At 72.6% G+C, this 12,285-nt stretch carries 11 protein-coding genes and 1 pseudogene; 7 read left to right on the top strand and 5 right to left on the bottom strand.

The window, feature by feature from the left end:
* A pseudogene (locus tag AB0G02_RS17955) lies at nt 1–684 on the top strand (hypothetical protein); the annotation flags it as partial.
* A 1,295-nt stretch (nt 685–1,979) separates the two neighbouring features.
* Here the strand turns inward: AB0G02_RS17955 and glgA are convergent.
* A complete protein-coding gene (gene glgA / locus AB0G02_RS17960; protein ID WP_360795295.1) occupies nt 1,980–3,143 on the bottom strand; it encodes a glycogen synthase in 1,164 nt (387 codons plus the stop codon).
* 102 nt (nt 3,144–3,245) lie between these two features.
* Between glgA and glgC the strand changes: the two genes are divergently transcribed.
* Complete coding sequence (gene glgC / locus AB0G02_RS17965) at nt 3,246–4,460, top strand: glucose-1-phosphate adenylyltransferase (protein ID WP_360795298.1); 1,215 nt, start codon at nt 3,246–3,248, stop codon at nt 4,458–4,460.
* A gap of 249 nt (nt 4,461–4,709) precedes the next feature.
* Here the strand turns inward: glgC and AB0G02_RS17970 are convergent, their stop codons facing one another.
* Nucleotides 4,710–5,336 (bottom strand): O-methyltransferase, encoded by a 627-nt coding sequence (locus AB0G02_RS17970; RefSeq protein WP_360795301.1) that lies wholly within the window; start codon nt 5,334–5,336, stop codon nt 4,710–4,712.
* A gap of 215 nt (nt 5,337–5,551) precedes the next feature.
* On the opposite strand from AB0G02_RS17970, the gene sigE reads away from it, so the two are divergent.
* The 4 genes from sigE to AB0G02_RS17990 all read left to right on the top strand — a co-directional run bounded on the left by sigE (nt 5,552) and on the right by AB0G02_RS17990 (nt 8,800).
* Nucleotides 5,552–6,127, top strand: a complete 576-nt coding sequence (gene sigE / locus AB0G02_RS17975) for an RNA polymerase sigma factor SigE (RefSeq protein WP_360795326.1) — start codon at nt 5,552–5,554, stop codon at nt 6,125–6,127.
* On the top strand, nt 6,124–6,765 hold the full coding sequence (locus AB0G02_RS17980) for a zf-HC2 domain-containing protein (RefSeq protein ID WP_360795304.1): 642 nt from the start codon (nt 6,124–6,126) through the stop codon (nt 6,763–6,765). The genes sigE and AB0G02_RS17980 overlap by 4 nt, the downstream gene beginning before the upstream one ends.
* 80 nt (nt 6,766–6,845) lie before the next feature.
* Nucleotides 6,846–8,372 (top strand): trypsin-like peptidase domain-containing protein, encoded by a 1,527-nt coding sequence (locus tag AB0G02_RS17985; protein ID WP_360795307.1) that lies wholly within the window; start codon nt 6,846–6,848, stop codon nt 8,370–8,372.
* A 47-nt stretch (nt 8,373–8,419) separates the two neighbouring features.
* Nucleotides 8,420–8,800: a sec-independent translocase gene (locus AB0G02_RS17990; RefSeq protein WP_360795310.1), complete on the top strand. Its 381-nt coding sequence runs from the start codon at nt 8,420–8,422 to the stop codon at nt 8,798–8,800.
* Nucleotides 8,801–9,202: 402 nt separating this feature from the next.
* Here AB0G02_RS17990 and AB0G02_RS17995 read toward each other — a convergent pair whose 3' ends face one another.
* Nucleotides 9,203–10,336, bottom strand: a complete 1,134-nt coding sequence (locus AB0G02_RS17995; protein WP_360795313.1) for a P-loop NTPase — start codon at nt 10,334–10,336, stop codon at nt 9,203–9,205.
* 156 nt (nt 10,337–10,492) lie between these two features.
* Between AB0G02_RS17995 and AB0G02_RS18000 the strand changes: the two genes are divergently transcribed.
* On the top strand, nt 10,493–10,930 hold the full coding sequence (locus tag AB0G02_RS18000; protein WP_360795317.1) for a MarR family transcriptional regulator: 438 nt from the start codon (nt 10,493–10,495) through the stop codon (nt 10,928–10,930).
* Between the two features lie 73 nt (nt 10,931–11,003).
* Here AB0G02_RS18000 and AB0G02_RS18005 read toward each other — a convergent pair whose 3' ends face one another.
* Entirely contained in the window at nt 11,004–11,498 is a 495-nt protein-coding gene (locus AB0G02_RS18005) for a DUF1003 domain-containing protein (protein WP_360795320.1), read from the bottom strand.
* Nucleotides 11,491–12,285 (bottom strand): CBS domain-containing protein (locus tag AB0G02_RS18010; RefSeq protein WP_360795323.1); only part of this gene is annotated, 795 nt, incomplete at its 5' end. The genes AB0G02_RS18005 and AB0G02_RS18010, both read right to left, overlap by 8 nt.

Genomic DNA, 12,285 nt, shown 5'->3' on the forward strand with positions numbered 1-12,285 from the left:
GTCGGCCTCACCCTGTTCACCGGCGGCTTCTTCGCCGCGCACGCCGTCGCGAGCGGCTGGGTCGGCGCCCGCGCCCCGGCGCACGTCAGGGGCCAGGCGTCGGGTGTCTACCTGTTCGCGTTCTACGTCGGCAGCAGCACCGGCGGCACGGCCGGCAGCGCCGCCTACCAGGCCGGCGGCTGGCCGGGCCTGACCGCCCTGGTCACCGGGTGGCTGGTGCTCGCGGCCGTCGCCGTCGCCACCGCCCACCGGGCGCAGCAGTCGAGCACCGCCCCGCTGGCGCAGCAGTCGGGCACTGCGTACCGGCCACGGCAGTCGAGTGGCGACCGCCGGGCTCAGCGGTCGGGCACCGCCGGCAGGGCTGGACAGTCGGGCACCGCCCACCGGTCGAACCAGTCGGGCACCGCCCACCGGGCTCAGCGGTCGAGCACCGCCCCGCCGGCGCAGCAGTCGGGCACCGCCTACCCGGCGCAGCACTCGGGCACCGACCACCGGCCAAACCGGGCGAGCACGGACCTCCGGGCTCAGAAGTCGAGCGGCACCGCCACGGCCGGCCCGCCGGTCACCGCGACCGTGCCCAGCTGCGACAACGGCACCGTGCCCGCCGCCACGGAGAACGTCACCGACCGCACGTCCTCCGGCACCTCGAACACGACCGCCGCCGGGAACGTGTCACCGCCGTAGCGGGCACCGACCAGCCGCGCCGGCGGCCCACCGGCCGGCACCACCGTCATCAGCGCCGCCGTCTGCGCCGCACCCAGCACGCTCGGCACCCCGTGCCCGACCAGCCGCAGCTCCAGCAACGCCATCCCCGGACCGGCCGTGGCCAGCTCGTACTGCCCGTTGGTCGACACGGGCCGCTGCCGACCCAGCCGCGCCCGCACCACCTCCAGCGACCCGGCCGGCGTCGCACCCACCGTGACCGGCGTGGACACCGACGTGCTCTCCGGGCCGGGGGAGCGCCTCAGCACCTTGGGCGGATCCCCTACGACCTTCCCGGAGGGCACCTCGACCCGCTGCTGCAGCGACTTGGCCCCCACGGTGTCGAGCACCAGCGACTCGGGCCCGCCGGCCTCCGGCACGGTGTAGACGATCAGCGCCGACCCGCTCTCCGGCAGCCGGTCGGCGGGCAACCGGTACCGCCGGCCCGGCACGTCCAGCGACAGCTCCGGCGGCTGCGGCAGCCACCCGCGCCACGGCGTCTGCTCGAACGCCGAGTCGACCTTGCCGTGCTGGGTGACCCGGACCCGCAGCACCCGCAGCGCCACCCCGTGCTCGGCCCGCAGGTCGCCCTCCGCCGTGGTCCACACCGACGGCGACGCGTACCCCGTCACGTTCACTTCCAGCTGGTCGTCCCGCAGGCTCGCGGACGCCGCGTCGAGGATCTGGCCGTCGTCGGGCAGCACGGCCAGGAAGTCCGGACCCGCCGCGCCGACGCCCTGGTCCGCGTCGGTCTGCCGCCCGTCGGTGCGCACCAGCTTCCCCACCGGTGTGCTGCGGGCACCCTGCGCGGGCACCTGCGGCGGCTGGACCTCCAGCCGGATGCCCGACTCGCCGCGCTCGACCTCCTTCAACGGCACCGGCACCCAGTCGGTGGTGGCGGCGGTGCCGGGCACCTGCACGGGACCGCACCACAACCGGGTGTCGACCTCGGACTCCTCGCCGGTGCGGGCGAACCAGCAGCTCACCGCGTCACGGCCGGTCCTGGCCACGTACCCGAACGACAGCGTGTAGCTCAGCTCCGACTCGGCCCGCGCCTGCAGGTCGGGCGCGTCGAGCACCGCCGCGCCCTTGATGGTCAACCTCACCTGCTCGGCGCTGAAGGCGGGTGTGGCACACCCGCCGGCCACCAGCACGAGCAGGAGCACAAGCCACCGCATGCCGCCCCCAGTAGTCGCCCCTACTGGTTAAAGGCGGTCACCACCCCAGGAAGTTGCACTCCGAGCGAGTGGCGACCGTCACACTACGGTGTCAAACGATCATTTAACGTTGTTCAGGGCGGCCTCGTAGACGGCCACGGTCTGCTCGGCCACCGTCGCCCAGGAGAACTCGTCGACGGCCCGCTGACGCCCCGCCGCGCCGAACGCCGCCGCCCGCTCCGGGTCGCCCAGCACCTCGTTCACCGCGTCGGCCAGCGCCACCCGGTAGGACTCGACGTCCTTCTCGTCGTAGTGCACCAGCAGCCCCGTGCGGCCGTGGTCGACGACCTCGGGGATGCCGCCGACGTCGGAGGCCACCACGGCCGTCCCGCACGCCATCGCCTCCAGGTTCACGATGCCCAGCGGCTCGTACACCGAGGGGCACACGAACACCGTCGAGTGGCTCAGGATCTGCCGCACCTCGGCCGGCTGGAGCATCTGCTGGATCCAGAACACCCCCGGCCGGGACGCCGCCAGCTCCGCCACGGCCAGGCGCGTCTCCTCCGCGATCTCCGGCGTGTCCGGGGCACCCGCGCACAGCACGACCTGGGCGTCCGGCGAGATCCGGTGGGCGGCGGCGACCAGGTGCCCGACGCCCTTCTGCCGCGTGATCCGCCCCACGAAGGTCACGATCGGCCGACCCGGGTCGATGCCGTACCGGACCAGCGCGTCGGTGTCCGGGACGGGGTGGTAGGCCGTGGTGTCGATGCCGTTGCGCACCACGTGCACCCGCGCCGGGTCCAGCGCCGGGTAGCAGTCCAGCACGTCGGTCCGCATGCCCTCGCTGACCGCGATCACGGCGTCCGCCGCCTCGTACGCGGTGCGCTCCACCCAGGAGGACACGCGGTAGCCGCCACCGAGCTGCTCCGCCTTCCACGGCCGGCGCGGCTCCAGCGAGTGCGCGGTCACCACGTGCGGGATGCCGTGGAGCAGTTTCGCCAGGTGACCGGCCATGTTGGCGTACCAGGTGTGGGAGTGCGCGAGCTGCACGCCACCCAGCGCGGCGGCCATCTCCAGGTCCACCGACAGCGTCGCCAACGCGGCGTTCGCCTGCTCCAACCCGTGCGCCGGGTTGTGCGCCCTGGCGTCCGCGCGGGGCCCGCCGAAGGCGTGCACGTCCACGTCCACCAGCTCGCGCAACCTCGGCACCAGGAAACCGACGTGCACCCCAGCTCCGCCGTAGACCTCAGGCGGGTACTCCCGTGTCAGCAGTCCAATTCGCACGGCGCTCACCGTAACCCCGCGGCCGGGGCAGCCGGGTGAACGAGCGGGTCCGACCTGCTTCGCCGTTGGTGGGGCGGTGCTCACCCGGTTAGGGTCATTGTCGTGAAGGGGCAACCGCACGTTCTGGGAATTGTCCTCGCCGGTGGCGAAGGCAAACGGTTGTGGCCGTTGACCGCCGACCGGGCAAAGCCGGCGGTGCCCTTCGGCGGTAACTACCGGCTGGTGGACTTCGTCCTGTCCAACCTGGTGAACGCGGGTTTCGTGAAGCTTTGCGTGCTCACCCAGTACAAATCCCATTCCTTGGACCGCCACATCTCGACGACCTGGCGACTGTCCAATGTGCTCGGGCAGTACGTGACGCCGGTGCCGGCGCAGCAGCGGCTGGGTCCGCGCTGGTACACCGGCAGCGCCGACGCGATCTTCCAGTCGCTGAACCTCGTCAACGACGAGAAGCCGGAGCACGTGATCATCTTCGGCGCCGACCACGTCTACCGGATGGACCCCGGCCAGATGGTGGACCAGCACGTAGCGACCGGCGCGGGCGTGACCGTGGCGGGCATCCGCGTGCCGCGGGCGGAGGCCAAGGCGTTCGGCTGCATCGACTCCGACGAGACGGGCCTGATCACCCGGTTCCTGGAGAAGCCGTCGGACCCGCCGCACGTGCCGGGCGACCCCGAGGTCACGTTCGCGTCGATGGGCAACTACGTGTTCACCACGGAGGCGCTGATCGAGGCGTTGCGCGCGGACGCGGCCAACCCCGACTCCGATCACGACATGGGCGGCGACATCATCCCGATGCTCGTCGACCAGGGGCAGGCGCACGTCTACGACTTCGCCGACAACAAGGTGCCCGGCGAGACCGACCGCGACCGCGGCTACTGGCGGGACGTGGGGACCATCGACGCCTACTACGAGGCCCACATGGACCTGGTGTCGGTGCGGCCGGTGTTCAACCTCTACAACCAGGCTTGGCCGATCCGCACGGCGACCCCGCCGCTGCCGCCCGCGAAGTTCATCGCGGGAGGCAGCGCGGAGGACTCCATGGTGGGACCGGGGTCGATCATCTCCGGCACCGTCCACGGGTCCGTGATCAGCTCGGACGTGGTCGTGGAGTCCGGGTCGGTGGTGCAGGGCAGCGTGCTGCTGCCGGGCGTGCGGATCGGGCGCGGCGCGGTCGTGCGGCGGGCGATCCTGGACAAGAACGTCGTCGTGCCCGACGGGGCGCTGATCGGCGTGGACCCGGCGACGGACCGCCAGCGCTACACCGTGTCGTCCGGCGGCGTGACGGTGCTCGGGAAGGGCGTCACCGCCCACTGACGCGGTCGGCGTCCGGCGGGTGACCGGGGGCGGCGTCGACGTGGTCGGGGGACCTCCTCGCGGTGGTCCCCGGCCGTCGACGTGCCGCCGGGCTCGATCACGAGGGTGCGCGCGCCCTCGTGCGACGACGGCGTGTGCCGGGCGCCCTTCGGGACCACGAACACGTCACCCGCACGGGGGCCGCCGGTCCGGAAGGGGCCGACGGCAGGCACACCGTCATCACGTCCGAGCGGCCGGCTCAGGCCCCGTTCAACCGACCTTCGCCGCCACCAGCAGACCGTCACCCAGGGGCAGGATCACCGGCACCAGGCTGTCGTCGTCGCGGACCGCCCGCGCCACGTCCCGCATCGCCGTCGTGTCCGGGTCGCGCTGCGAGGGGTCGACCACGCGACCGTGCCACAGCACGTTGTCGAACGCGATCACGCCGCCCGGCCGCAGCAGCCGCACGCCCTCCTCCAGGTACTTCGGGTACTCCGACTTGGCCGCGTCCACGAACACCAGGTCGTACGCGCCGTCGGTCAGCCTGGGCAGCACCTCCAGCGCCCGACCCCTGATCAACCTGGTCCGCGACACCGCGATCCCGGCCTCCGCGAACGCCACCCGCGCCGCCCGCTGGTGCTCCGGCGCGACGTCGATGGACGTCAGCACCCCGGCCGCGGGCATGCCCCCGAGCAGGTACAACGCCCCGACCCCGGCACCCGTGCCGATCTCCACCACGGCCTTGGCCTGCAACGCCGCGGCGAGGAACCGCAACGCCGCCCCGCCGCCGGACCCGATCGGCACGCACCCCAACTCGGCGCCACGAGCCCTGGCGGCCGTCACCACGGCGTCCTCGGGCAGGTAGCGCTCCACGTACTCGCGCGTCGGCGCATCCACAGCACGAAGGCTAACGCCGCCGGCGGCGGTTCGGGTGAATCCGGCCGACAACCCGGATTCTCAGCGTGCTCTCAGCCGCCTCTCACGATGGTTATAAGGGAGGACGTCAGTCTGGTCACAACGCATGACGAGCAGGACATCGGGAACACGTCAGGGGAGCCGAGCGTTGACCCGTGCAGCAGGGCAGCAGCCCAGTGGAGGTGCTTAACCGCCCGATGCCTAACCAGCCGACCGCCGCACTGACGGCCCCCCTCGACGACGTGGAGTGGATCCCGCCCACGTGGGACGAAGTCGTGCGTGAACACGCCGACCGGGTGTACCGGCTGGCCTACCGCCTGACCGGCAACCAGCACGACGCCGAGGACCTCACCCAGGAGACGTTCATCCGGGTGTTCCGCTCGCTCGCGTCGTACAAGCCCGGCACCTTCGAGGGCTGGCTGCACCGCATCACGACGAACCTCTTCCTCGACATGGCCCGCCGCCGCTCCCGCGTGCGGATGGAGGCCCTGCCCGAGGAGACCGACCGCATCCCGGGCGACGACCCGACGCCCGAGGAGGTCTACGCCGACACGCACCTCGACCCTGAGCTGCAGGCGGCGCTGGACGAGCTGCCGCCCGAGTTCCGCGCCGCTGTCGTGCTGTGTGACGTGGAAGGACTCTCCTACGAGGAGATCGGCGCCACCCTCGGCGTCAAACTGGGTACCGTGAGGAGCAGGATCCACCGGGGCCGCCAGGCCCTGAGGGTTGCACTGGAACGCCGTCGGGGTCTGGTTCGGGAGGACTCTGCATGACCGACCTGCGAGGTTGGCAACTGCCCGAGCAGCACCTGCTGCCCGACGCGGTCGTCGCCTTCGTCGACGGCGAGCTGTCCGCGTCGGCGCACACCAGGGCGTCCGCCCACCTGTCGCGCTGCCCGTTCTGCGCCGCCGAGGCGTACTCGCAGCAGCAGGCCAGGTCCGCGGTCCGCGCCGCCGACGCGCCGTGCGCCCCCGCGAGCCTGCTGGCCAGGCTGGGTGCGATCCCCCAGGAAGTCGAGCTGCCCAGCGCGCCGGACGGCCTCGCGGTCACCGAGGACGGCCAGCTGGTCACCGTGCAGCGGCCCGACCGGGTCGCGTTCGGCAACGGTCCCGTGCTGGGGTCCGGCCGCCCTTTCGGGACGGGCGGCGGTAGCCGCTTCGGAGCCGGCCTCTTCGGCTCCGGTCTGTTCGGGGGAAAGCGCGCCCGCCAGGGCGCCGGCGTCGTCGTCTCCGGACTCATGCTCGGCGCACTCGCCCTCGTCGCCCCCGGCGGCGACGACCCCGCGCCCGTGCCCGCCCAGGGCAACACACCGCAGCCCGCGCCCGTCGTGGCCCCGACCTCGGCCGCCGCCGCCCGCGAACCGGCGGAGGCGCTGCGCCCCGTGCCGAACACCGGCCTGATGGGCCGCTGACCAGCCCGCTGACGGCAACTTCACCGGTCAACGGGCACGATTGCCGCGCGACAACCAGGTGTGACGACGTGCGGGGAGCGATGAGCGAGCCAGAGCAGGGCAACGGGACCCCCAGGTCGGGCGTGGACGACGGGGTGCACCGCAGGCTCGCACCCCGTCCGCTGAACCGCCCGCCCGTGGACCCCGGCCAGGAAGCCGTGTTCGGCCGCCCGCGGGACGTGACGGGCGCGTTCTCCGCCGACCGCCCCAGCCTCAACGGCACCGGCTCCGTCCGGTTCGCCCCGCCGCCCCCGGAAGCGCTGTCCACCGCGTTCGGACGCCCCCAGGGCGACGCCGGCACCCGCCTGCAACGCCCACCGGTCGACCTGCACGGCGAACCCGAGGTCGAGCCCGTCTTCTGGGAGGGCAAGCCTGCGGGCGACGCCTGGCGCGACCCCGGCGCGGCGGCCGTCATCGGACCGCCCGCCGTCACCGAGCGACCCGACACCGAGACCCGCCCCGAACCCGGCCCCGGACCGCAGCTCAGCGTGCCCGAACTGCTGTTCGGCCGCCGCGTCAAGCCCGCGGGCCTGGTGCTGCTGATGGTCGCCGCGCTGCTCGTCGGCGGCGCGGGCGGCGTGATCGGCTGGCTGATGGGCCGGGTCGGCAACCCGCTCACCGACGGCGGCGTCACGCTCGCCGAGGTCAAGCCCGGCAAGGAACGCCCGGTCGGGTCGGTGGCCGACATCGCGCAGCGCGTCACGCCCAGCGTCGTGTCGATCGAGTTCAAGGGCGCGAACGTGGCCGGCGTCGGTTCCGGCGTGGTCATCGACGGCGCCGGGTACGTGCTCACCAACGACCACGTCGTCGCACCGGCCGTGCAGGACACGTCCGCGAAGCTGACCGTGGTCTTCACCGACGGCAAGCGGGCGGTGGCGCAGGTCGTCGGCCGCGACTCCAAGACCGACCTCGCGGTGATCAAGGTCCAGGTGGACAACCCGACCGTGCTCCAGTTCGGCAACTCCGACGAGCTGGCCGTGGGCGACACCGTGCTGGCCATCGGCTCACCGCTGTCGCTGTCGAACACCGTCACCGAGGGCATCGTCAGCGCGCTGCACCGTCCCGTGACGGCGGCGGGCGAGAACGGCGGCCCGCAGGTCACCTACGACGCCATCCAGACCGACGCGGCCATCAACCCCGGCAACTCCGGTGGCGCGCTGGTCGACTCGTCCGGCGCGCTGGTCGGCATCAACTCGTCGATCCGCACCGAGACCGGCGGCTCCGTCGGCCTCGGGTTCGCCATCTCCGGCAACTACGCGCGCAAGGTCTCGCAGGCGCTGATCCGCGACGGCGAGGTCAAGCACGCCGACATGAACATCAACGTGCGGTCGGCGTCGGCGGAGACGGCCGAGGGCGCGCAGGTGCAGAACGTGCCCGACGGCGGTGCGGCCGACGCGGCCGGCATCGAGGAGGGCGACGTCATCACGCGGGTCGGTGACCGGATGGTGCGCAACGCCGCCGAGCTGACCGTCGCGGTGAGGGAACGCGAGATCGGTGAGACGGTGCCGGTCGTGCTGGCCAGGCAGGGCCGTGAGCTGACGGTGCAGGTGACTCTCAGGTCCGACTGACGGCTACGCTGGCGGTCAGGACGGGGCGCGGAAGGTGGGGCACGCGGGTGTTCGACAGCATCGGGTGGCTTGAGATCCTCGTCATCGTCGTGGCGGGCCTGTTCATCCTGGGGCCGGAACGACTGCCCTCGGCGGCGGCGTGGCTGGGCAAGACGCTGCGCCAGGTCCGCGAGTACGCGACGGGCGCGCGGGAGCAGTTGAAGCAGGAGATGGGGCCCGAGTTCGAGCAGCTGCGCAAGCCGCTGGAGGACCTGCGGGAGCTGCGCAACTTCGACCCGAAGCGCGCCATCACCAAGCACCTGTGGGACGACGACCCGGTCGAGAAGCCGAACGGTCATCCCGCCGTCCCGCCCGTGCGTGACGCGGCGGCCGGGGAACGGCCGCTGGAGCGCGGCGAGCGCCCTCCGTACGACCCGGACGCCACCTGATCCGCACTACCTGGTCCGCGCTACCTGACCTGGGCGGCCTGGTCCGTTCTGCCGCCTGACCTGGCGCTACTTGGCCTGGACGGCCTGGTCCGTGTCGCCTGGCCTGGGCGTTACCCGGTCCGGCGCTGACGGCCCCGGACTTCACCTGACCTGGTGCTGACCGGTCCGTCGGGTCCTGGTCCGACGCTGACCGACCCGTTTCTCCGGCGGCCGGCGCGGTGGCGTTGGGCACTCGCGGTGGCGTGCCGATCGATGCGGTCGCGAGCGGTCGGGTGCGGGCGAGGGCCCGGAATTGTCGGACCCCACCGGTAAAATCACAGCAGGGGTCCCCTTGGCGAGGACCCCTGCGAAGCGTGGTCGTGGTGCGAAGCGCGGTTGCGGTGGGAAGTGTGGTCGCGGTGGTCAGCGGCCGGCGGGGGAGACGTTCAGCAGGCGGCCGGCGAGGCCGCGGGACCTGGTCGAGAGCTTGCCCGCCATCGCCGCCAGCGCCTGGCCCGCCACCGACTGAGGGTGGGCCAGCACGATCGGCGTGCCGGAGTCGCCCTGCTCCCGCAGCCGCGGGTCGAGCGGGACCTGGCCCAGCAGCGGCACGTCCGCGCCGACCGCCTGGGTCAGCGAGTCCGCCACGGCCTGCCCGCCGCCCGAGCCGAACACGTCCATCCGCGACCCGTCCGGCAGCTCCAGCCACGACATGTTCTCGATCACACCGGCGATGCGCTGCCTCGTCTGCAACGCGATCGACCCCGCCCGCTCGGCCACCTCGGCGGCGGCCTGCTGCGGCGTCGTCACGACCAGGATCTCGGCGTTCGGCACGAGCTGCGCCACCGAGATGGCGATGTCACCGGTGCCCGGCGGCAGGTCGAGCAGCAGCACGTCCAGGTCGCCCCAGAACACGTCGGCCAGGAACTGCTGCAACGCCCGGTGCAGCATGGGGCCCCGCCACACGACCGGGGTGTTGCCCGGCGTGAACATGCCGATCGAGATGAGCTTCACGCCGTGCGACTGCGGCGGCATGATCATCTTCTCGACCTGGGTCGGTCGGGCGTCCGTGCCCAGCATCCGCGGGATGGAGTGGCCGTAGATGTCGGCGTCCACCACGCCGACGGACAGCCCGCGCGCGGCCATCGCGACGGCCAGGTTCACCGTCACCGACGACTTGCCGACACCGCCCTTGCCCGACGCCACGCAGTACACCCGCGTCAACGACCCGGGCTGGGCGAACGGGATCACCGGCTCCTCGACGCCGCCGCGCAACGTCTTGCGCAGCTCGGTGCGCTGCGCGTCGCTCATCACGTCGAGCTCGACGCGGACGCCGGTCACGTCGTCGAGCGCGGACACGGCGGCCGTCACGTCGGCGGTGATCTTGTCGCGCAACGGGCAGCCGGACACGGTGAGGTACACCGCCACGTCGACGACCCCGTCGTCACCGACCACGACGCCCTTGACCATGCCCAGGTCGGTGATGGGACGCCGGATCTCCGGGTCCTGCACACCGGCCAACGCCTTCTGCACGTCGTCAACGGTAGGAAGAGTCACGGGAACGCCTTCGGGAGAGGTGGTGGGACCGCCATGCTACGGCGGCCCCCGCACCTCCAAGCTACCGGTTGGTCACCCCTGTCACGGGGGCAGCGCGCAGCCGGTTGCGTGCTTTCCGTAACATCGGTATCCGTGCCGGAAACCGGATCTGCCCGGTTGCCCACCCGTACCGAGCTGGGGGTGTGGCGATCTTTTCTCCGGGCGCACGCGCGGCTCACTCGGGTCCTGGAAGCCGAACTCATCGCTGAGCAACGACTGTCGCTCGCGGCCTACGACGTGTTGGTGCAGCTCGCGGAGGCGCCGCAGTACAGACTCCGGATGACGGAGCTGGCCGACGCCGTGCTGCTGTCCCGCTCGGGCGTCACCAGACTCGTCGACCGACTGGAACGCGCGGGCCTGGTGCTGCGGGAACGCGCCGACGGCGACGGTCGCGGCGTGGTGGCGGTGCTCACCTCGCAGGGGCTGGACCGGCTGCGGGTGGCGTCGGGGACGCACCTCACCGGTGTCGTGCGCCACTTCGCCGACGCGTTCGGCCACGCCGAGCTGGAGGCGTTCGGCCGCACCTGCGACCGGCTCGGCGCGGGAGAGCCCTGACCCGGCGAGCACCCCTGACCCGGCGAGAACCCTGACCCGGCAGCTCCTGACCGGGCGAGCCTCGACGTGCGGTTCAGGGTGAGGGGACGTCGTCCTTGACGGCGCGCTTGCGCTCGCGGAACACGCGTTCCAGCTCGCTGCGCAGGTAGTCGCGGGTCACCACCTCACCGACGGCGATCCGCAACGCGGCCAGCTCGCGCGCCAGGTACTCCGTGTCGGCCTTGGTCTGCGCGGCCCGCGCCCGGTCCTCCTCCAGCGACACCCGGTCGCGGTCGTCCTGCCGGTTCTGCGCGAGCAGGATCAGCGGCGCGGCGTAGGCGGCCTGCGTGGAGAACGCCAGGTTCAGCAGGATGAACGGGTACGGGTCCCAGCGCAGCGACACCGCCACCAGGTTGAGCGTGATCCACACGATCACCAGCAGCGTCTGCCAGAACAGGAACTTCCCGGTGCCGAGGAACCGGGCCAGCCGCTCGGAGAACCGGCCGAACGCCTCCGGGTCCAGCGACAGCCGGAACCGGCCCTCCGTGCGCGGCTGGTCGAGCCGTCGACGCGGCAGCAGCTCAGGCATGGGACAGCCCCGTTTCGCGCCAGTTGACCGGCAGCAGGTGGTCCAGCACGTCGTCCACGGTGACCGCGCCGATCAGGTGGTCGCTCTCGTCCACCACCGGCCCGCACACCAGGTTGTAGGCGGCGAAGTATCGGGTCACGTCGCTGAGCGACGCGGAGGGCGACAACGTCGCCAGGTCCGTGTCCAGCACGCCCGCGACCAGGTCGGACGGCGGTTCGCGCAGCAGCCGCTGGATGTGCACGCAGCCCAGGTAGCGGCCGGTGGGCGTGGCCGTCGGCGGGCGGCAGACGAACACCATGCTGGCCAGCGCGGGCGTGAGGTCCGGGTTGCGCACGTGCGCCAGCGCCTCGGCCACCGTCGCGTCCGGCGAGAGGACCACCGGCTCCGGCGTCATCAGGCCGCCCGCGGTGTCGAAGCTGTACTCCAGCAGCCGCCTCACCGGCGCGGACTCCTCCGGCTCCATCAGCCCGAGCAGCCGCTCCTGCTCGCCCTGCGGCAGCTCGGCCAGCAGGTCCGCCGCGTCGTCGGGGTCCATGGCCTCCAGGATGTCCGCGGCGCGCTCGTCGTCCAGGTGCGCCAGCAGGTCCTTCTGGTCCTCCTCGGCCATCTCCTCGATGACGTCCGCGAGCCGTTCGTCGTCGAGCGCCTCGGCCACCTCGTAGCGCCGCTTGAACGGCAGGCTGTGCAGGGCCAGCGCCACGTCGGCCGCGCGCATCGTCTCGAACACCGCCACCAGGTGCTGCGCGCCCTGCGGCTGGCCCGCCAGCTCCGACACCGACAGCCCGGT

Origin of the sequence: Actinosynnema sp. NPDC023658 (genome assembly GCF_040639995.1) — a bacterium.
GTDB lineage: Bacteria > Actinomycetota > Actinomycetes > Mycobacteriales > Pseudonocardiaceae > Actinosynnema.

What these genes read in the sequence shown, in the direction of transcription:
- sigE (WP_360795326.1), top strand. Translation starts at nt 5,552, where the DNA reads ATGCCTAACCAGCCGACCGCCGCACTGACGGCCCCCCTCGACGACGTG.
- AB0G02_RS17980 (WP_360795304.1), top strand. Translation starts at nt 6,124, where the DNA reads ATGACCGACCTGCGAGGTTGGCAACTGCCCGAGCAGCACCTGCTGCCC.
- AB0G02_RS17985 (WP_360795307.1), top strand. Translation starts at nt 6,846, where the DNA reads ATGAGCGAGCCAGAGCAGGGCAACGGGACCCCCAGGTCGGGCGTGGAC.
- AB0G02_RS18005 (WP_360795320.1), bottom strand. Translation starts at nt 11,498, where the DNA reads ATGCCTGAGCTGCTGCCGCGTCGACGGCTCGACCAGCCGCGCACGGAG.